Below are 25,066 nucleotides of genomic sequence, written 5' to 3'. Positions count from 1 at the left end.
TCACCGGCAACACCAGCAGGTTCGGCGGTAATTGTTTACGAGCCACTTTCAGACCTTCAGAAATGGCTTTGTTATGACTACGGTCAAGGGTTTCCCAACGTTGTTCCGCTTGGTCCCAAACACCTGCATCACGCTCATCTAATGACAGGTAATACAGGTTAACGCGACCGATACGTAAGAAATCGACACTACGGTTATTGCCATCAACTTCGATTTCACCTTGATAGGCTTCGATGGTACGACCGTATTCCGTTTCAACCTGATACGCCTCTAAAATCCGGCGGTATTTTTCTGAAAGATTGACGTCACTGCGGTCCATCAGTTCTTTTAACTGACTAATACGTTGAGAACGCTCTTCAGGAAGAAATGGCAAATCTAAAGCAACAAACTGCTCAAGGACATCAATCATTTTGATCATCATTGGCAAAATATCGCGTTGCGTCGTATCAATGTTTGCCAACTGCTCGTCAATTGACTCAAGCTCTTGCTGCTGTGAGCTGACCAATTGATCTAGTTGATTGTTATAAGCCTGCAAACTTTGCGTCTGACGCATCACCGCACGATACTCGTTTAACATTTCCCGAGTTTCATCGTCGAGATTATCAATTTGCTGTTGTGAACGCTGCGCAGCACTATCGGTTGCGACTTGTTCATCAATAGCTTGATCTAATGCACCAGCCCAGCTGATAGCTGCAGGTAGCATTAGACAACCGGCCAACATTATGGGCCGCCAAGGCGACGTTCCATTGGCAAATAAAGACATATTTTCTTTCCTGTTATCAGGCCTCAAAAGCGAAGCGCCATAGTATCAGGAGAAAATATACTTTGGAAGTCTAAATGATAATTAATCGCATTTAAATACGATCAGGCAAAAAAAAGCCAGACCGAGTGGGTCTGGCTAAACCTTCATAGAAGGAGAGAGAAATATAAGACTATAGAAGCTGAAACTTAACTATGGACTTGATGCATATGTTAGATGGCATCAAACTTTTTGCCATGAGCGAGTTATCCCAATTACAGCAGGAAGAACTTCCTAGTCGTAATATCTTCCTCCTAAATTAGTAAAAATCAGTCACTTAAGATGAGAGACCATGGCTAATTGCAAAGCGCATTAGCTCAGCAGTCTTATTAATATCGAGCTTACTCTTAATTTGGGTCAGGTTATTGGCGACGGTTTTATAACTAATCCCTAACACATCAGAAATTTCGTTCATGCTCTTACCTTCACCGAGCAACCGTAAAATCTCTAATTCACGGCGTGATAAGTCACTCAATGCACTGGTACCTGAGTCGATATTTAACATAGCCAGTTGCTGGGCCATGTCTGGGCTTAAGTAAATTTTACCCTCAAGCACCTTGCTGACTGCTTCAACCAGATGGTCGGCAGCGTTATTTTTGGTAATGTACCCGCGAGCACCGGCTTGCATCGCACGTGATGCAAACACCGGATCCTCATGCATGCTAAACATTAAGACTTTAGCGGTATCGCGATTAGCGCGGATACGTCTTAATACTTCTAAGCCCCCCACACCCGGCAACGTAATATCGAGTAGAACCATGTCAGGATAGACTTCCTGAAACAGTTTATAACCCTCTTCACCTGTTTCCGCCTCAACGACTTTGGCGTTTGGGATCTGCTGAATTAACTGACGGCAGCCTGCACGCACGATTGGGTGATCATCGACCACTAAAATTGTAACGGTTTGTTTCATTTATTCTGCACCCTTCAATGGGATCAGTACCCGAACCTGTAAACCTAGGCCTTCTTCTGTATCAAAGGCAATTTTACCGCCTAATGCCGAGACACGCTCACGCATACCAATCAGACCAAAACCTTTGATGACGGAATTGTTATCAAGTCCTTTACCGTCATCTGTGACCGTGACTTTAATATTTTCTTTCTCACGGCGCACCTCTACTTTGACATGGCTGGCTTCGGCATGGCGCACACAGTTAGTCGTACATTCTTGCACTACGCGATATACCGTCACCTGCTGAGTATCCGGCAAGCCATTAAGATCGCCAGAAAAATCCCATTCCCAATCAATCTCAGGTTGGCGGTCACGCCAGTTATGCAGCATATCTCGTAATGCATCGGTCAGACCTAAATCATCTAGTGTCATTGGTCTGAGTCGGCTCAACATTTTGCGAACCAGAGACTGAATATGCGTCGTAATAATCTTGACCGAACTAACTTTTTCTTCAACTTCCGGCAGCTTATTTTCAATGGCAATACGTTCAATTTCGGCTAAATCAACACGAATACCGAACAAACATGGCGCCAACTCATCATGAAGCTCACGTGACAAGTCACGACGCTCTGATTCCTGAACCGTCAACATATTTCCAGCCAAAGCATGATTTTCTGCCATGGTTTTTTCTAAGACACTGGCCATATGATTAAAGCGTATTTGAATCGGGTTTAGCTCTTTAGCGGCACCGGTATCAACACGCGCAGTAAAGTCGCCTTTTTCCAATTTAGCCAATGCGTCTGCCAAATCACCCAAGGGTCGAAGCCCATGACGAAGCGCCATATAGACGAGAAATAAAATCAGCGTCATGAAAAAGCTACCGAGAATAAATAGGACCTGCATATCTCGCCAAACTTCTGTTACCTCATCACTGGGATCCGCTTCAACGACAAGGTAACCATAAGATTGGCTGCCTTTGGTGATTAAACGACGAAACGCGACCGCTTCAGGCTCCATCACCCGAATAAACCAGTCCGGCGCATCAGGTTTATTGAAAAACGCCATACGTTCTTCCTGGCCAATCAAAGGTTGGCCATTCATATCTTCAAACCATGCGCGAATGTGGCGTGTATGACGCACACTATCAACAATTAACGTTAGTCGTTCACTTAGGTCGTTTGAAAAGCGCAATGTTGGCAGTGCATTGATCAATAAGCCACGTGCCAGCTGTGTACTGGAGGCCATTTCCGCTGCAACCGCTTGTCTGGCGTTTTGCACCAGAAAATAGCCGGCTGCGGCGAAATTGATGATCAAAATCAACGACACAATGATGAGTAGTCGCAGTTTTAGACTCATATAAAACCGATTTCTTGCTGTGATAGGCTAGAATTATCGCACATCTAAAACAGGACCCGTGTTCATGCAGGCTTTTAGCAATCAACAACTTTTTTCAGCAGCACAAAAACATATTCCCGGTGGTGTGAACTCACCGGTACGTGCATTCAAAGGTGTAGGCGGTGATCCCGTCTTTTTTGCCAGCGCCAAAGACGCTTATCTGACTGATGTTGAAGGCAAAAAATATATTGATTACATCGGCTCTTGGGGCCCGATGATCGCCGGTCATGCGCATCCCGAAATTATTTCTGCTGTCCAAAAAGCCTGTGAATTTGGCTTGAGCTACGGTGCGCCTACTGCTATCGAAACCGATATGGCTGACTTACTGTGCCAATTAGTACCGTCGATGGAAATGGTACGTATGGTGAATTCAGGAACAGAAGCCACCATGACTGCCATTCGTCTTGCTCGTGGTTATACCGGCCGCGACAAAATCGTAAAATTCGAAGGCTGCTACCACGGTCATGCCGATGCCTTATTAGTTAAAGCTGGCAGTGGCGCGTTGACGTTAGGTGAGCCATCTTCTGCAGGCGTGCCTGCTTCAGTTGCTGAACACACCATTACGTTACGCTTTAATGATGCGGAATCTGTACGCCAATGTTTTGCTGAAATTGGCGATCAAATTGCCGGTATTATCGTTGAGCCAGTCGCCGGAAATATGAATTGTATTCCGCCTGTCCCAGGCTTTCTAGAAGCCTTACGGGAAATTTGTGATGAATATGGCAGCGTTTTGATTTTTGACGAAGTCATGACTGGTTTTCGTGTGGCATTAGGCTGTGCACAAGAAAAATATGGTGTGACACCTGACCTAACCACCTTAGGCAAAATCGTTGGTGGTGGTATGCCTGTTGGTGCTTTTGGTGGTAAACGCGAAGTCATGCAATGCATCGCACCACTCGGCCCGGTTTATCAAGCTGGCACCTTGTCAGGTAACCCTATTGCGATGGCAGCAGGTCTGGCCACCTTAAAGCTTATTCAAGCAGAAGGTTTCCATGCTCACTTAGATCGTCAAACCAAAAAACTCACTGAAGGTCTGCAAGCGATTGCTGATGAAGCGGGCATTCCATTCACGACGCATCAAGTGGGCGGTATGTTTGGTTTTTACTTCACCGATGAACCGGAAATTGCCTTCTTTGAGCAAGTGACAAAATGCGATATGGATCGCTTCAAACGCTTTTATCACGGCATGTTGGAAAGTGGTATTTATCTAGCACCATCAGCGTATGAAGCTGGTTTTGTCTCATCAAAACATGGTGATGAAGAAATCGAAGCCACATTGGCCGCAGCGAAAAAGGTCATGGCAACACTTTAATGAATACGCTTTATTGGCATGACTACGAAACTGGCGGTACTGATCCGCGTTATGACCGTCCGTTACAGTTTGCCGGCCTACGTACTGACGAAGATTTAAATATCGTCGGTGAGCCATTGATGATTTATTGCCAACCCGCGGGAGATTATTTACCTCACCCGCAGGCGGCGCTCATCACAGGCATCACACCGCAGCTTGCTACTGAAAAAGGTTTGCCAGAAGCAGAATTTATTAAACAAATTCATGATCAACTCGCCCAGCCAGGCACCTGTGGGGTTGGCTATAACAGTCTGCGTTTTGATGATGAATTTACTCGCTTTACCTTGTTTCGTAATTTTTACGATGCGTATGCCCGTGAGTGGCAAAACGGTAATTCCCGCTGGGATATTATCGATATGGTTCGGTTAACGCGGGCTTTACGGCCTGGGGGCATTAATTGGCCAAACCGTGAGGATGGTTTGCCGAGCTTTCGTCTAGAAGCATTAACCGCGGCAAATGATATTGCCCATGTTGGCGCCCATGATGCTTTAGCCGATGTGAAAGCAACCATTGATATGGCGCGCTTAATCAAAACCAAACAACCAAAACTGTATGACCACGTTTATCAGTTACGCCGTAAACAGCAAGTCGCGCCATTATTAAATCTGCGCGACCATACGCCTGTTTTACATGTGTCACGAATGTATCCATCGGAATACTGTAATACCGCGCTGGTGATGCCGATTGCCCGTGATCCCCGTAATCAAAATGGCATTGTGGTTTATGACTTACGTTATTCACCTGAGGCTTTATTAAACGAAGATGCCGAAACGCTTCGCCAATGGTTATTCACGCCATCAGCTGACTTGCCAGAAGGCGTACAAAGACCGGCATTAAAAACGGTTCACATCAATAAATGTCCGGTGGTTGTGCCTGCTGCAACATTAGATGATGCAGCGGCGGAGCGTTTACAAATTGACCGTGACCTGCACCATCAGCATTTTCAGCTTTGCCTGCAAAATGCCGAATTACTGGCGAAAAAGATCCACGATATTTTTAATGCACCGACTGATTTTCCATTGGAGGATGTCGATGGCAGCCTCTATGGTGGCGGCTTTTTTGATACCGCTGATAAACAAAAAATGCAGCAAATCCAACAAAGTGATCCGGTATCATTAGCAAACTTTGACCAGCCGTTTAATGATCCCCGTTTAGGTGAATTGTTATTCCGTTACCGTGCACGTAACTGGCCTGAGTCTCTGAGTAAGGAAGATCAAAAAGACTGGCTGCAATTCTGTAAACAGCGACTGCAACAAACTGACAGTCCGTGGCTCACCTTTGAGCGTTTTTTTGCAGCACTTGCTGAAAGTCGCGAACAAACACTCACACCACAGCAGCAACAAGTATTAGTAGATTTAGAACAATTCGCTCTCAACAAACAGCAAATTCTCAAAGCAGCGCAATAAGCATGGCAAATACAATTCTTCTCAGCACGCTTAATGCTCGCTTTATGCACAGCGCTTTTGGGCTGCGCTATCTGTACGCCAATCTGGGCGAGTTACAAGAGCACGCAACCATTGCCGAGTTCACCATTCAGGAACAAGCACTGACGATTGCTGAACAATTGCTGAGTCATGCGCCGAAAGTCATTGGTTTCAGTGTTTACATCTGGAACGTTAAAGAAACCGAAGCCGTTGTTGCTTTAATCAAAACAATTTCACCTGACATTAAAATTGTCTTGGGTGGCCCAGAAGTTAGCCATCAGCCGGATGTACCGCCAGTTTGTGAATTGGCCGACTATGTTATTTCAGGGCCTGGTGAACAGGATTTTCGTGAACTTTGCCAGCAACTACTTGCCGACGAATCCCCTGCTGAAAAATACATCGAAGGTCGAGCAACACCATTAGAAGAATTGGTATTGCCTTATCAATTCTATGATGACGAAGACATCAAAAATCGCCTGATTTATGTCGAAGCCTCGCGCGGTTGCCCGTTTAAATGTGAGTTTTGTTTATCAGCATTAGATAAGACCTCAACGGCTTTTCCGCTTGATGCGTTTTTGTCTGAGATGGATTTACTGTGGCAACGTGGTGTACGTAACTTCAAATTTATCGATCGGACTTTCAACCTGAAAGTCAGCACCAGTGTGGCGATTTTGGAGTTTTTCCTAGAGCGGATGAGTGATGATCTCTATCTGCATTTTGAGGTGGTACCCGATAACCTGCCCGAAAAATTGCAGACGGTACTGAAAAAATTCCCACCGCAAAGTTTACAGTTTGAGATTGGTATTCAGACTTTTGATACAGAGATCCAAACCTTAATAAGTCGCCGCCAAGATAACAACAAGAGTAAGCACAATATTCTGTGGCTTCGTGAGCAAACTGGTGCGCACTTACACACCGATCTGATTTTTGGTTTACCCGGCGATACCCTAGCCAACTTCGCAGATAGCTTTGATCAATTGGTCGCACTAAATCCGCATGAAATTCAGGTGGGTATTTTGAAGCGTCTGCGTGGTGCGCCGCTCAACCGTCATACCGAAAATTACCAACTGCGGTTTAATCCCCAACCGCCCTACAATTTATTATGTAGCCGAGATATCAGCTTCACCGATATGCAGTTGGTAAATCGTTTCGCCCGCTTCTGGGATCTGATCGGTAACTCAGGTCGCTTTATGCATTCACTGCCTATCATCCTTGGCGATAAAGCCTTTGAACGGTTTATGCAGGTAAGCGAGGGGTTATATTCACGGACCGGGCAAACGGCACATATCGCATTAAAGCGCTTGTTCGAATTACTGTATTTGGTGATGACCGAAGATTTAGGGGTTACACCCGAACTTGCTGAGCAAACTTTACTAGCTGATTACGAACGTAATGGCATTAAGGGTAAAGCGGATTTTGTCGCCCTGCCACAACTGACCAAACCAGCTCGCCAAGGCACAGCCAATAAACGTCAGCGGTTACACGCTTAAAATCTATTTGATAAGTTTTGCCAGCGTTTTAAATTGTGGATGCTGGGCATCACCAAGCCATTCAAACAAAACTGACTCGACATTGGTAATCACCACACCTGCCAACCGCATACGGTGAAGTGCATTGTATTGATTACCTTTGATGCGTGAACTGACGCCATCTTCAACCACAAACACCTCATAACCTGCTTGGCGCAGATCTAACGAGGTTTGCAAAATACAGATATGGGTTTCCATCCCGGTCAGGATGACTTGTTTTCTACCAGATGCTTTTAATGCCGCCATAAATTCGGGCACTTTGGCACAAGAAAAAGCAGTTTTTTCGATACGCTGTGTTTGTTCGGGTAATTGCCGTGCTAGAGCGGGCTCTGTTGCGCCCAAACCTTTAGGATATTGTTCTGTAACCAGAACGGGAATTTGCAAAGCACCGGCCGCAGTGGTGAGTGTGTTGACCTCATTAACCACACGATCCCGAACACCTTTAGGCATCGCATCGACTAGTTTTTCTTGGATATCAATGACCACCAGCAGACTTTCAGCTGTTTGCGTCATCATCTCACTTGCTCCTACTACTTATTAACATCACATTAATTCGTCGCTAACCAAGTATTTATTTGTTGCAAGTCATCGACTGTAACGATGCCTGCCGCTTGTTTCAAGCGTAGTGTGTTGACGATGTATTGATATCTCGCCTGCGCATAATCCCTTTTAGCGCTAAATAATTCACGTCTCGCGTTAAGTACATCAACGGTTGTACGTGTGCCGACTTCAAACCCAGCTTCCGTCGCTTCCAGAGCTTTTTCATTAGAGCGAACCGCTTGATTTAAGGCATTTACCTGACTAATACCCGACAGCACACTGTTATAAGCTTCGCGGGTTTGGCGCATTACTGAACGACGTTGTTGCTCTTCAGTTTGCATGACTTCATTAAGTCGGTAACCCGCTTCACGAGTACGAGAGCTTACCGCACCGCCAGAGTAGATCGGCAGGTTCAATTCCAAACCAATCAGCTCTTGATGGGTTTGACTACCACCGCTCAGGTTACTGTCACTTTGTGAGGTGTAGTTTTTCTGCGCCACGATATCCAAGGTTGGGAAATGGCCGCTTCGTTGTAATTGAATATTTTCGCGAGCAAAGTCCACATCAGAGCCCACAACCTGTAATGACGGATTAGTCACTAAAGCAGTTTCACTCCACTGTTCAGGATTTTCTGGCTCAGGTCTGAGCAATGGGACTTCTTGGGCTAATTGCGACAAATCTTGTGGGTATTGCCCAGTGGTCTCACGCAAAAACTCTCGGCTATTGGCTAAGGCATTTTCAGCAGCAATCACAGCAGAGCTGGCTATATCAAAAGCCGCTTGCGCTTCACTGACATCAATAATCGTGGCAAGCCCTACTTCAAAGCGTTGTTGGGCTTCTTCTAGTTGTTTGCTGATAGCTTCTTTTTCCGCTTCAGCAAATCGCAAATCATCTTCTGCGCCAAGTACGGCAAAGTAGGCATCCGCAACACGAACAATCAAATCCTGCTCAACAACCCGAAACTGCGCGGCAGCGCCAGAAATGGCAATATCAGCTTGTCGATTTTGGACAAAGCTTTCACGGCGATAAATGGGCTGGATCAAACTTAATGTATAGCCGCGATCAATCGAGTCACTTTCACCACCAAAACGCTGTGACGAAGTTTCCGTCCAGATTTTATTGGCATTAGCTGTGACACCAATGCTGGGTAGAAATAAGGCATCAGCCTGATCAGCGAGTTCGGCGGTGGCTTGTTGATTGGCAGCTTGTGCCCACAATTGCGGATCACTTTGCAAAGCCAAGTCGTAACTTTCCATTAAATCCTGCGCAGCTTTTGCTGGCAGGGCCACCATCATTAATAGCCCAATCGCTGAAAATTTCATTTGAATATCAATACACTCGCATCGACTGGTCTACCTCTTTAGCCCAGCCATTCATTCCATTTTGCAAGTTGATAAGATCGCTAAAACCAGACTGCTCAAGATATTGCCCAACTTGCATGCTTCGTTGACCTGAACGACAGATCAGCACTATCGGACTATTCTTAGCAGACTCAAGTTCATTGATTCGTGCCGGAATATGATTCATCGGGATATGTTTTGCATCTTCCAACATGCCATTAGCTAGCTCGTGCGCCTCACGAACATCAATCAGTAACGCATCATTATCTTGTAACCAGGCTGCAAGCTCGGTGGCATTCATTTGTTTCATAATTTTCTCGTTATCAAAAAGCAAATTCAGGTTTTGGTTCAGCCCCAATCATCGGAGCAACTACGGTTTCAAATAAATTTTCTGTCTGCCATTCGGTCTCCCCTACTCGGCGAATTCGTTGTACAGACATAGCTGGTGGTTGGCCGATAATCGCTAACAATCGCCCGCCCACCTGTAATTGTTCTAAATAACTTTCTGGCACTTCGGGATACGACGCCGTCAGCACAATCGCATCAACCCTGTCTTCAAGCGGCCAACCCTGACAAGCATCACCCGTTTTAAGCGCAACATTATCTAATGATTTGGCTTGTAAACGCTGCGTCGCTAGTGCGGTAAACTCTGGATGCACATCAACGCTAGTTACCTTACCCGCTAGCTTCGCTAACATGGCGGTAAATATGCCACTGCCAGTTCCGATTTCTAACACCGTATCTTCAGCAGTTAATTGCAGCGCTTGTAAAATACGCGCTTCCTGCAACGGTGACCACATGTGCTGACCGTGACCAATCGGCAGTTGCGTATCGGCGTAAGCTAAAGCCTTTAATTCATCACTCACAAAATCTGCACGGTCGGTATCTTGTAATACTTGCAAAACAGCAGGATCTGAAACATCGTTGGGTCTGAGCTGCTGCCAAACCATATTGGTATGCGCTGTCGAAGTTACCGCTGTCATGTGAGATCCGCTTGATTTATTAGTCAGTTAGCATAGGACCTTTAGAAAAGCCGTGCAACCATGACAACTAAGGAGATTTTATGAAACATATCGCCACCTTTGCCGCCGGTTGTTTTTGGGGTGTAGAAGCCAAGTTTAGACAGCTTCCCGGCGTTGTTACGACTCGCGTTGGCTATACCGCCGGTCATACAGTTGATCCTGACTATAAATTAGTTTGTCAGGGCGATACCGGTCATGCGGAAGCTATCGAAGTCACCTTTGACGATACTCGCGTCAGTTATGACGAATTACTCCAGTTTTTCTGGACCATTCATAACCCAACAACTCTAAATCGCCAAGGGCCTGATGTCGGCACCCAATATCGCTCAGCCGTTTTTTATCATGATGAAGGTCAACACCAGCAAGCCCTTGCTATGAAAACGTATCTAGATGAAACCGGTGTATTTGATGGCCCAATTGTGACCGAAATCACCGCGGCCGAAACATTTTATCCAGCCGAGGAATATCATCAGTGTTACCTAGAAAAACAAGGGCGCGGCAGTTGCCACTAACAGACTAGATTTGCTTAGTTACCCACCACGTAGCAACTCGAAATATCAGGAAACTTTTTGTCCTTAAAACTCGAGTAATAGCCCCAAAAAGCATTATCAATGGATTTTAACCTGCCCGGCGTTTCGTCACGACGGTAGCGAGATAACTGACCCGGACCACCGTTGTATGCAGCATAAGTTGCCTTGATTAAATTATCGTCCCCGCCGGGCTGCTCATGTTCACCACGACGAATCGCATAGTCCACAAGGTAATGCGTCAGAATATCGATCCCGGCGTTAACGTTGTAATCAACTTCTTCAACAAGACGATCGAGATCATAAACCTTACGCCAGACACGACCGTTTATCTGCATCATGCCGACAGCGCCCACTGATGAACGTAACACTTGCGGATTACTGGTCGAACCAGAAAGCTGCCGCCAGCAGGATTCTTTCCATGCTGTCGCCCGCACCAGTGGATCGAGTCGTTTTTTCAGCCTTTTCGGTAACTTATTGTTTTCTGAAAGCCACGTCTTGGATTGCTCGGCTAATAATTGCGAAACCAGATCTAAATACTCATCGAGATTATCGCGGTTCGGCACCATACCTTTTAACGCATCGGCTGGTCGAACACTGGCAGCATGAGCTGTCGGCATAAACCAAGAGCCAACTGAGCTAAAACCATCAACAATGTGTTGCGTTAATGCTGACGTTGAAAACTCACCATCAATGGCACTGGTATCAAAACCAAATAACTCTTGAAACTCAGGATCAACTTCTAAAGGCAGCGGTGTAAAACTTGGTGGTGCAGCGTCAGCAAGTAATAATCTCGCAAGCCTGCGCAGTCCATCACGGGTGATTTCAAAACCATACTCTGGTCCCAGAGCATCAAGCGCTTTTAAGGCATCACCACCTGCAATAAATCCAGCCAATCTAAAGTCAGACTCCATTCCTGGCGTATCTAGGCTTTCTAGCTCACTCATTAAGGGGCGTAGCCTGTCCCATGTACTCAAGAAAAGCTCACGAACTGGATCTGCCTCCGGATCATCAATCGTCAGTGCCTCGGCAATCGCCTGACGCGCATCCAGTAATACCGCAAGTAATTCCATGCGTAATGAATGAGAATGTGTCGAGCGAGCAAGCGCTGAAATAACCGTAGTCAAAAAGCCATCTAATTCATCTTCGAGGGTTTGCCACTGTGCCAATTCTTCTTCAGTCAAACTGTCTTCTGGCGGTAATTCAACTGGTTCAATGGCACGCACCTGAAAGGCTAACCAAGCTTTGAGTCCTGATTCTTCCATCTGCAAACGTTCAATATGTGTTCGTTGCAAAAGCGATTGCTCACCACCTTGAACATGGTCAGGACTGAGTAATTGCGCGATCAGACCATCAAGGCCATTTAACGGGCCAGCCAAATCAATTTGTAGGCGATTAATACGGGGAATCACCAAGGCATTGGCAATGACTTGAACCGGTTTACTCAATAAACCCGGACGACTATCGGGACGTGATAATTCTATTGAATCGGGGACAAATTCAATGGCAAGGCCGGATGCAGCAACACGTGGCGTTAAATTTAATGCTAATCGACCATTCCAAGGTTTGGGACCACGGCAAGCACCAAGTACATAAGCGCCAGTCGTGGCCTTTAACGCCATATCAAGCGCCAGTTTTTCACCTTTGGTCACCACAACCATGTCGGATAACTCAAACCGATTACAGTCATCATTTCGCAATGTGCTTTGACCGTTTGCATCGAACTCAAGGACGCGACTAATCGCAGTCTTGAGATGACCGTTATCAGCCAGCAAAGGGATTTCAACTTCGCCCGCAGCAAATGCGCTCGAACTAAACAACACACAAAACAGCCATCCAATGTATTTCATTCGATGATCCAAAGGTTAAATGCGAAATGAATTAAAGGGCGAAGCCCGAATCAGGTACTAGCCTGACATATTATGACGTGGTTTTTTAAATTCCGTCGTAAAATCAATTCGGACTAATTAGTGCTTATTAAGCAAGTTAGCTAGATAGTAAACAGCACCTTATCAGACATTAACCGAGTACTTGAGGTCGCGGGCTTCATCTCCTGTCATACCGCGAAAGCCCCAGCAATGTGCCGGTTGTTCTTTGATCGTGATCTCGATATCAATAGGCAAGATACCTAGGTCAGATTCAATTTTTTTGAAAAGTGCCTTGATTAAAGCTTTTTGGGTTTCAACTGTACGGCCCTGCATCATATTGATTTCGATGACAGTGTAGGCGTCGGAACGACCAGCCGGATAGAAAAAGTTATCGGCAGATAAAGGAACAAATCGATGTGCACGCTTATCCTCTGGTAGTCCCAGTACGCCTTGCATGCAGGAATGGATAACATCAGACAATTGACGTTTGATGGGGTTTAGTTGGCTATCTACTCCATAAATTACTACCACAGTTCTTTCCTTGATGTATAACGCCCACATAAAAGGCGGAGCATCAGCGACGTCCAGCACGTAGTGCGCCTTTGATGTTTTTGTTAAAATTTTTACTCATTCTTGTTCGCCTACCGAAAAATAGTAGGTGGTAAAACTGCGACCTAAAAGTTGAGTGTGACAGACTTTGGTAGCCATCTTAGCCAGTGCCTTATATTCGCGCCTAGTGTCTAATAGATGAAATAGCACTTCTTTATGTCCTAGCTCACTTGTCCAACATTTGAGAGTTTTGAAAATGGGCATGCCAGACCCCCAAAACTTTTGGGAAATAACAATGGCAACTTCAAAACCGTTATCATCCGGTTGTATACCGCACCAACCCGCTATTTCCCCAGCAATAGAAATCACACGAACTCGACAGCCATCCATTGCATCTGTCTCAGTTTTATCCATGCTCCATTCTCTAATACTTTTTGAATCGAAGTAAGGATGCTCAATAAGGTGTCCACGTAAAGATTCCTCGTTTACGACACTCATCAAATCTTCAGGATTTACATGCTCAAACCTCAAATATTCGATATTGCTCATTTCTGGACACTTCTAACGCCCACATATAAGGCGGTGCAACAGCCACGTCCAGCGCAACGAAGTGTAGCGGTTTTTGATGTGCTTGTTAGGCATATTAGCGCGCCAAGCCACGAATAATATCCAGCCTATTACTTGGTGCATTCGGGGAAACGAAGTCAGGTATTGTGTTTTCATTTCTCCGAGGGCGGCTCAGAAATTCTATGGGCCACTCCGTAATTCTTTCTTCCTTTACATGGATATATTGACCAGGCTCTGGCTCATCGATATATTCTTTTTGTAAAACAAGAGCCAATGGTGCCTTAGCCCCATGTTCTTCTTGGGAACACTCTATCGCAGTTTCACAATCTTCGAAGGCATAATAGTAGTCATCACCTGATTCTGGGTGGCACCACACTCTATATTCAAGGACTTCATCCCACACATAGCCACCACCTGCTTTTGATAAAGCAGGATATTCACCAACCAAACTTGGATCTTTTACTTTAGGATAAATCATCAACACTCCATGTAGTGCCTAACGCCCGCGTAATGGGCTGGTTTGTAGCGCCAGCGGAAAACCGGTCCCAATTGACGCGTTTGTTATACGAGGGTCTAGATTGGGCCTTGCAGAGCATTGAATAAAACGCTGTTTTTCTTGTCCATTATCCCTAGATCTAGTCCATCAAGGTGCCATTCGAGCTTAAACTTGTTTGGCCGCGGCAATTTGCCTTGATCGTAAATATCATTAACAAACTCTCGCTGATCTAATTTGGGGTCGGTATTTCTAACCACTTCAGCGTAATGGTCTGCCATCCTTACAAGGTACATTGGATGGCCAGAACTCATTATCGGATTGCTCATGTATGCAGTGCCGGGCTCCATTCCCATTGTCACATGCTTTTCATGGACCCTCCACATCCGACCTCTTTCATCATTCAAACTTCCATTTTCAGTGGTAGATTCGAATACAGAATGATCAAATATACCCACGGCATGAAAAGTGTCTCTTGTTACATAAGCGAAAAGCACGTCATCAGTACGCTTAGAAAGACCTGACGGCTCGATATCCATATCCAAGTGAAAATGGTGGAAACCTTTAGTGTTTAATAATTGATCCTTATCATCCCAAGAATCAGCTTCACCATCTATTATTCGCTGCCTAGGGGTATAACCATTTTTATGCGCTCTTTTTGATAAAAAGGGAGATACATCTTCGCCATTTCTAATCTTATCAAGAAGCTTATTAATATTTTCTTTTAGGTCTTTCCACCTACGATCTGATGTAACTTCAGGATCAATTTGAACTCGTCTTACTCTTGATGGAACATGCCTTGTTTTCCAGTGCAAATAATGAATAAAAACACCATTAATGTCTTGGGCTTCAAGCTCACTAAGTGTTTCTTTGTCGTTTGGGAAAAATGGCAGCTCCTTTATTAAGTTATCCCTTAATCTCTTTATTCTTCCTGATACTTCCATGAATCTACAGCCTAACTTTGATTATTAGTTCGTATAACGCCATGCTCACCGGAAAATTGGGAGCGCAGCGAGTAATTTTTCCGAGTGCAGCAACTTGTTATGCATTTGCCTACTCGGTTAATATTCTTAAGTTATCTGAATATTCTTTTAACGCAATCCTGTATTCTTCAGCATACGCAATATCAGATACCTTTACGTATACTTTTTTACCTTCATCCAGCAACCTTTTTACTTCACCAATCAATGTTATTCTTCTAGAGGTCATGCGAACATTACCATCTTCCAAGTATATGATTTCGCAATCTTTATTATAAGATAATGCAACCTGGCGACCGTACCCAGATCCTATCGTTGATGGAATAATTGAAGCTGTGCAGTTTTTAACTGCATCCATTAATTCTTTACTGGATGCAGTCATTTCAAAGTAGTGGCTTTTCTTTTTGAAGGTATAACTGACCAAATTAGTATCCAATCCGTACGACTTGATACGCCTCCACGATGAAGCCCCACCTTTATCCCCTTCAAGATTTTGCAGAGGATACTCTTCACCATCATCATTAATGACTATTTTGTTTGGATAAAACTTAACATTGGCGAAAGATGCACCACTGTGTTTTAGGGAGTTCTGAATAACTTCTAGAATTAAATCACAAAAATAACGCAGAAAACTTCGATCATAACCATTATCGTTCAGGTAGTACTCGAGCTTCCTCTCTATAACTACCCCAACTTCATCATTCAGATGATCATTCAACTCATCTGAGTTAACTTCACTTTTCAACACTCTGATTTCATTACCAAATAAAAAATCCAGAAGAAGAAGCTCATCGTGCTTAGCTATACTAAAGCTAATTAACTCACTTTCTTTCAATAATTTATTTAGCGTAGGCAGCGCTAAAGCAGAGGAGGCCGCTGAGCTTGCTTGATTTGAACGCTCAAAGCTATCACATCCAAAGTCTGATACTGACTTAATAACTACCCAAGGAATCTGCCTTAAAGATGGTACGAAACCGAAAGCCTCCATCTCTCCGCCAATAAGATGTGGATGTAGTTGAAGCAGCCTATCTCTTTCAGAAGTACTAGATAGCAAAGTCTCTAAACTAGCTAGTTCTCCTAGTTTTGAATTTGGAATTTCTTGATTTATTTTTTGAGCTATCAACTCTAGATCGATCGAACTTCTATATTGTATTGCTTTATAAATAGTTTCCTCACCGCTAATTGATCTAGAGTTTAGAGAGTCAATTGTACTGGCAATTACAATATCGCCGACTTTTGTTGTTGCTGGATTGCCCCAGCAAAACCCTACTAAATATACTATCCCAGGAGTGGGGATATTACTTCGACTAACAAATTCCACTACCAATCTACTAGCTGAGCGCTCAGTCGATATACCACTAGTTCCCGTTAAATGGATTACAAACATACCATCTAACAAACCTATACTGCATCCACCCGTTGACAGGTGAACATTAATATTCTTTCTATTGGAAATAACTCTATTGATGGCATCCTTCTCTTTGCTATTTGAAGTAACAATAAGAAGATAATTCTCATTCAAAGCATCAAAGTAGTTCTGTATATCAATGTTCAAATTAAGTCCCTTGGCTACTACATTCTGGCGATTGCATAACGCCAGTAATAAGGGGCGGCGGCGAAGCCGGCGTCCCAGCGCCGTAGGCGCGACTTGATTTGCTTGTTAAGCATCTACGTCTTCAAGACGATCTAATTCTGCTTGAATTTCTTCCATGCGCGTTTTCGGATCACCTTCGAACGAAAAAGGAGATACAACAACAAGCGCTTTTACCAAATAGTAGATGCTCCCAATGTACCCAACTGATGAAAGAACCGTTGATGCTGGTGTGAATAGTAAGCCTAGAGCGAGCCATATAAGGGCTTTTAGAAATGGCCGAGACATTCGGTACACAAGAACGGGAGCAAACAATGCTCGATCTTTTCCCTTAGTCATTTTCAACCCAAGCTTAAGGCGTTCGTTGATTAATTCACTTTTGCGGTTGTTTCGAGATATTTTTGAAACACGGTGATCGACAAACTGATAAACCCTTTGGATTACTACAAGCAGTAGCCAAAATGCCGCCGAGCCTAACGCTCCTTGAACAATAACTGGCCAATTTTTAATTGCTTCGATTAGCTCTTGCACGACGATCCCTTGTTTTTATGCTTAACGCCGCAAGCAAAGGCGCGCGTTAGCGCGTCCAGCCCGCAGGGCGATTTTGCCTTGCCTTGTTATAGGTTTACAGATAGTCAATTGACTCTCCCTCACGAACATAACCAAAAACCTTAAAGCCATTTTCGGTTTTGATGCCAGGTACGTGAATAGATTTCAATGAAGATAAGACAATTTTCGATTGTTCATCACTCTCTGCTTTTATTTCCACCCACTCTATATCGATAAAGCCACCTTCAGAAAAGTGATAAAACCACTCACCATCCCAGTTTGAAACATATCCATTAGTTACGCATCGTGTGCGCCACTGCGGACTATTTTGAAGTCCATACATGGCTTCTTGGATTTCCCTCCACTTGGTATTGTTCATTACTGGAAGCAACGCACTAACTCCATTGACGTATAACGCCGCCAACACGGGCGAGCAACTTGTTGCGAGTCCGGTGCGCGTAGCGCACAAAAGTGTTTGGCCTTGTTATGCGCTAAAAGACCCATTTACCTAGAACCCCGCCGATTAGTAACAAAATTACCCCGCCTATAATTTGAGGCCCATAATCTTTGTATATTGTTTTGTACCACTTTGTTTTAAGTGGATGTGATGAGTGAAGAGCAAGGCAAAGATTTGCCGCACATACACCAATTTCTTGGATGGTACCCCCATATACAAAACCTAAATGTTCGCCAGAACTTGTACTCATTTCCCCAACATGCCCATGTTGGTAATTCGCTGAATTTGACTTCATTAGTCGATACCAACGTACTTTTGGATCTTTGTGATTGAGAATTTCTTCGGGAAATTTTAGATTTTCAAGTTTTCCACCGGCGACGGCACAGAGTAATTCAAACTCTTTTATTGTTTCGTTGTTTGTGGCAGTCCCTGCAATTCGCCAATGCTCGCCTGCGTCGCCGCTCTGATCATCTATTCGGGCATGAGTTAGTTTTGGGGCCAACTCCCTAAATCTTTTTTCAAACTCTAGCCACGATTCCATGAAGTTACTCTTTACGCATAACGCCGCGGTTTGGGGCTGACATGGAGCGCCAGCGAGATGGCAGTCCCAGCCGAAGGCGATAACACCGCCTGGTTATGTGTTTTCTGCATTAAACTTTGGCCACCTGTTGTAACCGACAGCAGGATTATTGGATTGGTACTTATGGATGAATTCAACTTCTTTAGCTGCCAATTCCGAATCCGAACAGTCTTCTGATTCCCAGAGTATTTCCTTCCGAACTGTGTAATCTTTCTGCTGCTCGATTGGTAATTTTCGAAAGTCTTCGTTAAGAACATCTATATCGGGACTTCCAAAATATCTGAAGCTCTCGTAAGCAACCTTTCCGATATATATTTTATTAGTTGCGAAATACGTGATTTTGTAAATCTGCTTCATCAGCAATTACACATAACCGCATGTTAATGAGGCCGTTGGCCTCATAATAAATATTATCGGGCGGCCTTTTAGTTTTTGGACAATAAAAAGCGCGTTCTCGATAAGTCTATGTAAATATGATAAAAATAACGTTGCTTTTGTTTTTTGTAAAAACAAAAACGAGCCGGCAATAAGGATAATTGTCGTGATACGCGTTGGTTTAATAAGGGATGAGGCCGCTTCCATGCAACATAAATCTCCATTTCTTCAGTCTATTAAGTCGATGATGCGAGTTGGGCTTTAAAACAAAAGCACCATCAAATTTATCGCTACTGGATAGAATATTTCATAGTCTTCCACCACAAGCAAGGTTCGAGAGGGATCTGAGCCCCATAATCAATCTCAAATGAGTGTTTACTCATGAGGTCAGCAATTTGATTTGAATTGCGCCCTTGCTGTTGGCTTAGCCTTTTTTGCCACCTCGGAATAATGGCTCATGAACTGACTCACGAGAAAAACGCCAGCAGGCAATGAGTATCGCCAATATTGAAAAGCCAATCACCACCGCTAAATCGGTAGAAATTGCAAAGTCGGTTTGGGCGCCTTGAACACTATGTTTCAGCAAATCGACGCCATAGCTGAATGGATTTACCAACACGACGTAACGCAGTAAATCTGGCAATTGGGTGACGGGATATAACGCACCACTCAAGAAGAACACCGGAAAAATCACAAAATTCATGATGACGGCGAAGTTATCTAATGTCTTCGACCAAACGGCGATTAACGCGCCCATAGCAGCACATAATAAGGCTGTCAGTGATGCTGGTAACACCATTAATAATGCTGTTTGCCAATCTAGCAAACCAAGAATAACTAATATCGCCAACAACATTACGGCTTGAACTAACGCAATAATCGTTGCTGCGATTAATTTGGCCACCACAATCCAACCATGAGCGATGGGTGCGATCATCATCATTCGCATCACACCAAACTCTTTATCATAGACGAGCGTTAATGCAGAGAGTAATGCTGCGAATAATAAGGTCATCGCCACAATACCGGGCACTAAGAACTGTAGATAGTTTTCTTGTTGTGCCCCAGCCAACATACTGCCGACACCGGTGCCGATCACCAATAACCAAATGAGTGGACGCACCATACTGCTGAGCAAACGGCCACGCTGGCGAAAAGTTTTGCTCAACTCGCGGTTGATGACTGCTTTAACCGCTAAAAAACACATTTTTTACCTGCCTTGTGATGTGTCATGGTCCATAAATACACATCATTTAAATTCGGGCGTCGCCATTGCATTGAGTTGATTAATGTTCCTAGTGATTTTTGTAAGGCGGTAAAGTCGGTATCGGCATCTTCAACACGGAAACTCAGGTGTTGGTCTTCGATGAGTGGCGCGCCAAACTCCGAGGTTAATAGTGTGCTGACAGCTTCACCATCAACACAATCCAACTCAAGAATATATGCCGCCAAATTACGCATTAGCGTGGCAGGTTTACCGCCCTTTTGCAGTTTGCCTTGTTGAATAAAATCAACGCGGTCACAGGCAACAGCTTCTTCAAGATAATGGGTGGTCAGGAACACGGTCATGCCCTGCTCTCGGCGTAATTGCTCGACAAAACGCCAGATGGCGCGGCGATTTGGTAAATCTAAGCCAATCGTTGGCTCATCAAGAAATAACACTTTAGGTTTGTGCAAAACACCACGCGCAATATCAACGGCACGGCGTTGCCCGCCAGATAATGCGACTAATTTCAGGTGACGTTTCTTTTCGAGATCAAAAACAGCAAGTAGCTCTTCAATACGTTCGTTAGCTTGTTTTGGCGTCAAACCATAGAGCGCTGCCGCGAACTGAAGATTTTCATCAACCGTCATCAGGCGATCTAGGGCGGAGTCTTGAAACACGAGCCCGACCTGACTTCTGATATGTACGGGATTAGCTGTGACTGATTGACCGCTGATCAATGCCTCACCCGATGAAGGCGAGGTCATTGTTGTCAGCATATGAATGGTGGTGCTTTTTCCTGCACCATTTGGCCCTAAAAGCCCATAACAATTGCCAGCTTTGACCTTGAGATCAAGCTGATTTACAACGGTGGTGTCACCGTATGTTTTCGTCAAACCATGACTTTCAATCGCAAACTCAGAGGCCACAGATTTCCTTTGAATTTTTCGGATTACGGAAGACTAATGGTTTTGCTTGATCTGCTGGTTTAGCAGCTTCATCACGACCTTTGGCAATCGCCTCTTCAATCAGGTGATGATGTGGTGATTTATCACAAACTGGATCCGCTACCGCTGGATCGCCAGTCAGCATATACGCCTGACAACGGCAGCCACCGAAGTCTTTGGTTTTTTCATCACAACTTCGGCATGGCTCTTTCATCCAGTCAAAACCACGGAAACGGTTAAAGTCGCTTGAACCATTCCAGATTTCACTGACAGACACATCACGAACATTTGGTAATGCCATACCAGGTAAGTTACGTGCAGCATGACATGGCAACGCTGTACCATCTGGTGTGACGGTCAAAAAGACATTACCCCAACCATTCATACAAGCTTTTGGACGCACTTCGTAGTAATCAGGCACTACGTAGTAAATCTTCATGTTGCCTTTTTGTTTTTCCTGATACTCGTGGGCAATCGCTTCTGCTCTGACTAACTGCTCTTTTAATGGCAGTAATTGATCACGGTTATGCATTGCCCAACCATAGTATTGGGTTGTTGCTAATTCCACATAATCGGCATCAAGGCTAATGGCCAAATCCAAAATCTCGTCGATTTGATCGATATTTTGGCGGTGGGTAACAAAACACAACACCATTGGATAACCAGCTGCTTTGACCGCTTTTGCCATCTCAATTTTATGTTGGAAAGCATCGGTACCGGCAATAAGGTTATTTAAATCTTCTGAGCTGGCCTGAAAACTAACTTGGATATGATCTAGTCCAGCTTCTTTGAATGCTTTTGCTTTTGTGGCATCTAAACCAATACCTGAGGTAATCAGGTTGGTGTAAAAGCCCATATTGCGTGCTTCGGTAATTAGCTCAATGATATCTGGACGTGCTAATGGCTCACCGCCAGATAAACCTAGCTGTGTTGCCCCCATTGCCCGAGCTTGTTTGAAGACATCAATCCATTGCTCGGTGGTCAATTCGCTTTTGATGTCAGCAAAATCCATTGGGTTTGAGCAATACGGACATTGCAGCGGACAGGCATAAGTCAACTCCGCCAATAACCATAAAGGTTGACGAATATTGGACGTGTCCTGCATGCTCAGAGAGCCAGCAATACTACCAGGTGCTTTATTCTGCTCTGATCCAGTCGTTGTCATATGCTTCCTCCAGGAACTGATAGACGTCGTCATCTAAGTCGGCGCCATTGAATGCGGCTTTTAGCTCAGCAATCAATTCACTAACCGTTTGTTTTTTTTCACTGATACGTTTAAGGATCTCTGCGGCTGGACCGTTAAGCTTTACCATGCCTTCTGGGTAAAGCAGCACGTGACAGTCTTGTGCAGGCTCCCACTGAAAGCGATAACCGAGTGCAAGCACCGGTACGCTGTTTTCAGTAAATCTACGTTCACTCATTTTTCGACATCCATGCAATAAGGTGGGCGATCTTCAATATACGCCATCCACATGGCATCAAGCATCGTCCACAAAATATCCAGTTTAAATTGCAGCAAATCTAAGGCTCTTTGCTGTTTCTCGCGCGTATCACAATAGTCCAGCGTAATTTGCAGACCATGCTCTACGTCACGGCGTGCCTCACTAAGACGTTTACGGAAATAACGATAACCACGCTCATCAATCCATGGATACATTTCAGGCCAGTTATCCAAACGTGCTTGGTGAATTTTTGGAGCAAATAATTCGGTCAGAGATGAACCAGCCGCTTCTTGCCAAGGTGCGCGACGAGCAAAGTTTACGTAGGCATCAATAGCAAAACGTACGCCCGGCAAAACATGCTCATATGAAGTTAACTCGTCACGGGTTAAACCAACGGCTTCGCCCAGTTGCAGCCATGCTTCAATACCGCCTTCCTGACCTTCAAAACCATCATGGTCAAGAATACGTTGTACCCAGTGCTTACGGACTTCGGCATCTTCACAATTCGCCATAATGGCGGCGTCTTTAATTGGAATCGCCGTTTGGTAATAAAAACGGTTTGCTACCCAACCTTGTACTTGTTTTTGATTCAACTTACCTGAATGCATCAACTTATGAAACGGATGGTTGATGTGGTAATACTGTTCTTTATCACGTAGTTTTTGTTCGAATTCTTCGCGTGACCAAGGCGTGTTTTCAGCTGCCATGTTCATATCCTTTAATATTCCAAATCCATGCCGTCATAAGCGAGCTCAATGCCTGCGGCGTTTAAAATCTGCCGTTCTGGTGAGTCCTCGTTAAGGATAGGGTTAGTGTTATTAATGTGAATCAAAATTTTGCGTGGTTTTTCGAGGCTATTCAAAATGCTGATTGAACCGCCCTCTTCCGATTGGTTAATGTGGCCCATTTCGGTAGCACGCTTATCACTGATGCCTTCGCGTGACATTTCGTCATCAGTCCAGACAGTACCATCCATCAAAATACAGTCAGCATTACGCATGTATTCCAAAACATGATCTTCAACGACACCTAGACCCGGTGCATAAAACACATTTTTACCGGTGCGAGTGTCATGAATATTAATACCGACATTGTCGCCCGGAACGGTGTTGTGGCGGTGTGGTGAAAACGGAGGCGCTTCACTTTTTAATGGTACAGCAGTGAACTCAAGACCAGCTGCAGCAGGAATAGTAAACGGCACTTGATCTGTTTTGACTTCATGCCAGTTAATGCCACGGAAATGACCAAGAATGGTGAAAATCGGAAAGCCAGTGGTCAGATCACCATGTACTGCTTCAGTGCAATAAATATCCCAAGGTTTATTGTGCTCACGAAGTGTGAGTAAGCCAGTGGTGTGATCGATCTGCGCATCAGTGATCAAAATCGCTTTGATGGCGGTATCACGAACTTCTCTTGCAGGTTGGATAGCTGGAAAATCATCCAACTGTTTTTTGATATCAGGTGAGGCGTTAAACAGAATCCAGTCAACACCATCAGCACTTACAGCGATAGATGACTGTGTACGTGGTTGTGCGTTAACCGTTCCCTCGCGAACCCCTTTGCAGTTGACGCAGTTGCAGTTCCATTGTGGAAAACCTCCTCCAGCACCAGAACCCAATACGTGTATATGCATAAATTTCTTTCCTAAATACTGATAAGCAAATCGCAGCTGTCTGCAACTGGTTAACCATGTTAACGCAAGCAACTCTCATTTGCTGTTCAATAAAGATACCCGGGACAATCTGCCCCGGGTACACATCATGACCGATATTAACGGTTGCAGATGTACATGGTTACTTCAAAACCGAAACGCATGTCTGAATATTCTGGTTTAGTCCACATAATAAATTCCTCTCAATTAAATTATCAAAATAAGCCAGCTAAACGGTTAACTGACAATTTGGATATTACGCAGCTGCAATGCGCTTGACGTCAGGAATTAGCGCCTTGCGATTAGGGATTTTCCTGAATGCATACCCAGTATTTTGTAATACAAAAACGAATCAAAAAAAACACCAAATTCAGGTAAAAAAAAACCCGGCATCTTACGATACCGGGTCTTTTTCTAGAGCTTAAGTATATCTAATCAAACAATATACTTTGGTCTTACAGGCTGAATACGCTCAGTACACCACCCAGGTTAGTCCAGCTAGACAGTGACTTGTAAGCACCGACTGCACCCAGACCATCTGTGTCGTTTTCTAAGCTAGGAATAGCCATACCGATACCAGCCCAACCACCTACACCAGACAGGATAGAAACATATTGTTTACCATCATGTTTGTAAGTGTTGACGTTACCGATGATGCCTGATGGAGTTTTGAATCTCCACAGTTCACGACCTGATTGCGCGTCAACTGCTTTCAGGTAACCTTCCAGCGTACCGTAGAACACAACATCAGAAGCAGTTGCTAAAGCACCTGACCATACTGAGAAACGTTCTGGGTTAGACCAAACGATTTTACCAACGCGAGCATCCCAAGCGATGAAGTTACCCAAGTGAGTACCACCTGGTGCTGGGTACATGCTCAGAGTAGCACCAACGTATGGTTGACCGGCTACGTATTCAACTTCGAATGGTTCGTAGTCCATGCAAACATGGTTGGTAGGTACATAGAACAGACCTGTACGTGGTGAGTACGCAG

28 protein-coding genes are annotated in these 25,066 nt (G+C 44.5%); 4 read left to right on the top strand and 24 right to left on the bottom strand.

What is annotated here, in order from left to right; all coding sequences use genetic code 11:
- The 3 genes from OMP94_RS11290 to OMP94_RS11280 form a co-directional block, all read right to left on the bottom strand.
- Positions 1-763, bottom strand: a 763-nt coding sequence (locus tag OMP94_RS11290; RefSeq protein ID WP_266278444.1) for a DUF3450 domain-containing protein, incomplete at its 3' end; no start/stop codon positions are given.
- A gap of 313 nt (positions 764-1,076) precedes the next feature.
- The gene (locus OMP94_RS11285) at positions 1,077-1,712 is read right to left on the bottom strand and encodes a response regulator transcription factor (RefSeq protein ID WP_266278442.1); all 636 of its coding nucleotides are present in this window, start codon (positions 1,710-1,712) and stop codon (positions 1,077-1,079) included.
- A complete protein-coding gene (locus tag OMP94_RS11280; RefSeq protein ID WP_266278440.1) occupies positions 1,713-3,047 on the bottom strand; it encodes a LapD/MoxY N-terminal periplasmic domain-containing protein in 1,335 nt (444 codons plus the stop codon).
- Positions 3,048-3,111: 64 nt separating this feature from the next.
- Here OMP94_RS11280 and hemL point away from each other — a divergent pair, with 64 nt between their 5' ends.
- From hemL to OMP94_RS11265, 3 genes are read left to right on the top strand one after another with little or no spacing between them, the layout of a single operon-like run.
- Positions 3,112-4,398 carry a glutamate-1-semialdehyde 2,1-aminomutase gene (gene hemL / locus OMP94_RS11275; RefSeq protein ID WP_266278438.1) on the top strand — a complete coding sequence of 429 codons (1,287 nt, stop codon included), beginning with the start codon at positions 3,112-3,114 and terminating at the stop codon, positions 4,396-4,398.
- The gene (sbcB, locus tag OMP94_RS11270) at positions 4,398-5,843 is read left to right on the top strand and encodes an exodeoxyribonuclease I (RefSeq protein ID WP_266278436.1); all 1,446 of its coding nucleotides are present in this window, start codon (positions 4,398-4,400) and stop codon (positions 5,841-5,843) included. Before hemL ends, sbcB begins: the two co-directional genes overlap by 1 nt.
- 2 nt (positions 5,844-5,845) lie before the next feature.
- Positions 5,846-7,351 (top strand): B12-binding domain-containing radical SAM protein, encoded by a 1,506-nt coding sequence (locus OMP94_RS11265; protein WP_266278434.1) that lies wholly within the window; start codon positions 5,846-5,848, stop codon positions 7,349-7,351.
- A 3-nt stretch (positions 7,352-7,354) separates the two neighbouring features.
- On the opposite strand, the gene OMP94_RS11260 is transcribed toward OMP94_RS11265, so the two are convergent.
- From OMP94_RS11260 to OMP94_RS11245, 4 genes are read right to left on the bottom strand one after another with little or no spacing between them, the layout of a single operon-like run.
- Complete coding sequence (locus OMP94_RS11260; protein WP_266278432.1) at positions 7,355-7,906, bottom strand: hydrolase; 552 nt, start codon at positions 7,904-7,906, stop codon at positions 7,355-7,357.
- A 32-nt stretch (positions 7,907-7,938) separates the two neighbouring features.
- Positions 7,939-9,252, bottom strand: coding sequence for a TolC family outer membrane protein (locus OMP94_RS11255; protein WP_266278430.1), 1,314 nt, complete (start codon positions 9,250-9,252; stop codon positions 7,939-7,941).
- Positions 9,253-9,259: 7 nt separating this feature from the next.
- The gene (locus tag OMP94_RS11250; RefSeq protein ID WP_266278428.1) at positions 9,260-9,580 is read right to left on the bottom strand and encodes a rhodanese-like domain-containing protein; all 321 of its coding nucleotides are present in this window, start codon (positions 9,578-9,580) and stop codon (positions 9,260-9,262) included.
- A gap of 13 nt (positions 9,581-9,593) precedes the next feature.
- Positions 9,594-10,253 carry a protein-L-isoaspartate O-methyltransferase family protein gene (locus OMP94_RS11245; RefSeq protein ID WP_266278426.1) on the bottom strand — a complete coding sequence of 220 codons (660 nt, stop codon included), beginning with the start codon at positions 10,251-10,253 and terminating at the stop codon, positions 9,594-9,596.
- A gap of 80 nt (positions 10,254-10,333) precedes the next feature.
- Between OMP94_RS11245 and msrA the strand changes: the two genes are divergently transcribed.
- Positions 10,334-10,804, top strand: a complete 471-nt coding sequence (gene msrA, locus OMP94_RS11240; protein ID WP_266278424.1) for a peptide-methionine (S)-S-oxide reductase MsrA — start codon at positions 10,334-10,336, stop codon at positions 10,802-10,804.
- Positions 10,805-10,818: 14 nt separating this feature from the next.
- Here msrA and OMP94_RS11235 read toward each other — a convergent pair whose 3' ends face one another.
- The 17 genes from OMP94_RS11235 to OMP94_RS11155 form a co-directional block, all read right to left on the bottom strand.
- On the bottom strand, positions 10,819-12,669 hold the full coding sequence (locus OMP94_RS11235) for a lytic transglycosylase domain-containing protein (RefSeq protein ID WP_266278422.1): 1,851 nt from the start codon (positions 12,667-12,669) through the stop codon (positions 10,819-10,821).
- A gap of 162 nt (positions 12,670-12,831) precedes the next feature.
- Positions 12,832-13,278 carry a tautomerase family protein gene (locus OMP94_RS11230; RefSeq protein WP_266278420.1) on the bottom strand — a complete coding sequence of 149 codons (447 nt, stop codon included), beginning with the start codon at positions 13,276-13,278 and terminating at the stop codon, positions 12,832-12,834.
- Positions 13,279-13,314: 36 nt separating this feature from the next.
- Complete coding sequence (locus OMP94_RS11225) at positions 13,315-13,785, bottom strand: hypothetical protein (RefSeq protein ID WP_266278418.1); 471 nt, start codon at positions 13,783-13,785, stop codon at positions 13,315-13,317.
- A gap of 94 nt (positions 13,786-13,879) precedes the next feature.
- Positions 13,880-14,281 carry a hypothetical protein gene (locus OMP94_RS11220; protein ID WP_266278416.1) on the bottom strand — a complete coding sequence of 134 codons (402 nt, stop codon included), beginning with the start codon at positions 14,279-14,281 and terminating at the stop codon, positions 13,880-13,882.
- A 95-nt stretch (positions 14,282-14,376) separates the two neighbouring features.
- Entirely contained in the window at positions 14,377-15,240 is an 864-nt protein-coding gene (locus tag OMP94_RS11215; RefSeq protein WP_266278414.1) for a hypothetical protein, read from the bottom strand.
- 109 nt (positions 15,241-15,349) lie between these two features.
- Positions 15,350-16,831 (bottom strand): hypothetical protein, encoded by a 1,482-nt coding sequence (locus tag OMP94_RS11210; protein WP_266278412.1) that lies wholly within the window; start codon positions 16,829-16,831, stop codon positions 15,350-15,352.
- A 105-nt stretch (positions 16,832-16,936) separates the two neighbouring features.
- Positions 16,937-17,398: a hypothetical protein gene (locus OMP94_RS11205; RefSeq protein WP_266278410.1), complete on the bottom strand. Its 462-nt coding sequence runs from the start codon at positions 17,396-17,398 to the stop codon at positions 16,937-16,939.
- A 94-nt stretch (positions 17,399-17,492) separates the two neighbouring features.
- Positions 17,493-17,843: a DUF6678 family protein gene (locus OMP94_RS11200; RefSeq protein WP_323135085.1), complete on the bottom strand. Its 351-nt coding sequence runs from the start codon at positions 17,841-17,843 to the stop codon at positions 17,493-17,495.
- 64 nt (positions 17,844-17,907) lie between these two features.
- Positions 17,908-18,414 carry a hypothetical protein gene (locus OMP94_RS11195; protein ID WP_266278406.1) on the bottom strand — a complete coding sequence of 169 codons (507 nt, stop codon included), beginning with the start codon at positions 18,412-18,414 and terminating at the stop codon, positions 17,908-17,910.
- A gap of 838 nt (positions 18,415-19,252) precedes the next feature.
- A complete protein-coding gene (locus tag OMP94_RS11190) occupies positions 19,253-20,035 on the bottom strand; it encodes an ABC transporter permease (RefSeq protein ID WP_266278404.1) in 783 nt (260 codons plus the stop codon).
- Positions 20,023-20,961: an ABC transporter ATP-binding protein gene (locus OMP94_RS11185; RefSeq protein ID WP_266278402.1), complete on the bottom strand. Its 939-nt coding sequence runs from the start codon at positions 20,959-20,961 to the stop codon at positions 20,023-20,025. Before OMP94_RS11185 ends, OMP94_RS11190 begins: the two co-directional genes overlap by 13 nt.
- Entirely contained in the window at positions 20,951-22,144 is a 1,194-nt protein-coding gene (gene pqqE, locus OMP94_RS11180) for a pyrroloquinoline quinone biosynthesis protein PqqE (RefSeq protein ID WP_266278400.1), read from the bottom strand. Before pqqE ends, OMP94_RS11185 begins: the two co-directional genes overlap by 11 nt.
- A complete protein-coding gene (gene pqqD / locus OMP94_RS11175) occupies positions 22,116-22,400 on the bottom strand; it encodes a pyrroloquinoline quinone biosynthesis peptide chaperone PqqD (RefSeq protein WP_266278398.1) in 285 nt (94 codons plus the stop codon). Before pqqD ends, pqqE begins: the two co-directional genes overlap by 29 nt.
- Positions 22,397-23,128: a pyrroloquinoline-quinone synthase PqqC gene (pqqC, locus tag OMP94_RS11170; RefSeq protein WP_266278396.1), complete on the bottom strand. Its 732-nt coding sequence runs from the start codon at positions 23,126-23,128 to the stop codon at positions 22,397-22,399. The genes pqqD and pqqC overlap by 4 nt, the downstream gene beginning before the upstream one ends.
- A gap of 11 nt (positions 23,129-23,139) precedes the next feature.
- Positions 23,140-24,054: a pyrroloquinoline quinone biosynthesis protein PqqB gene (gene pqqB / locus OMP94_RS11165; protein WP_266278394.1), complete on the bottom strand. Its 915-nt coding sequence runs from the start codon at positions 24,052-24,054 to the stop codon at positions 23,140-23,142.
- Between the two features lie 137 nt (positions 24,055-24,191).
- The gene (pqqA, locus tag OMP94_RS11160; protein WP_081443609.1) at positions 24,192-24,263 is read right to left on the bottom strand and encodes a pyrroloquinoline quinone precursor peptide PqqA; all 72 of its coding nucleotides are present in this window, start codon (positions 24,261-24,263) and stop codon (positions 24,192-24,194) included.
- 264 nt (positions 24,264-24,527) lie between these two features.
- The coding region (locus OMP94_RS11155; RefSeq protein WP_266278392.1) for a PQQ-binding-like beta-propeller repeat protein at positions 24,528-25,066 on the bottom strand (539 nt) is incomplete at its 5' end.

The sequence above is a fragment of the Methylophaga sp. OBS3 genome (assembly GCF_026319325.1).
Classification (GTDB): domain Bacteria; phylum Pseudomonadota; class Gammaproteobacteria; order Nitrosococcales; family Methylophagaceae; genus Methylophaga.
Note: the sequence above shows the minus strand (reverse complement) of the source record. Positions and strands in the feature narration are given on the sequence as shown.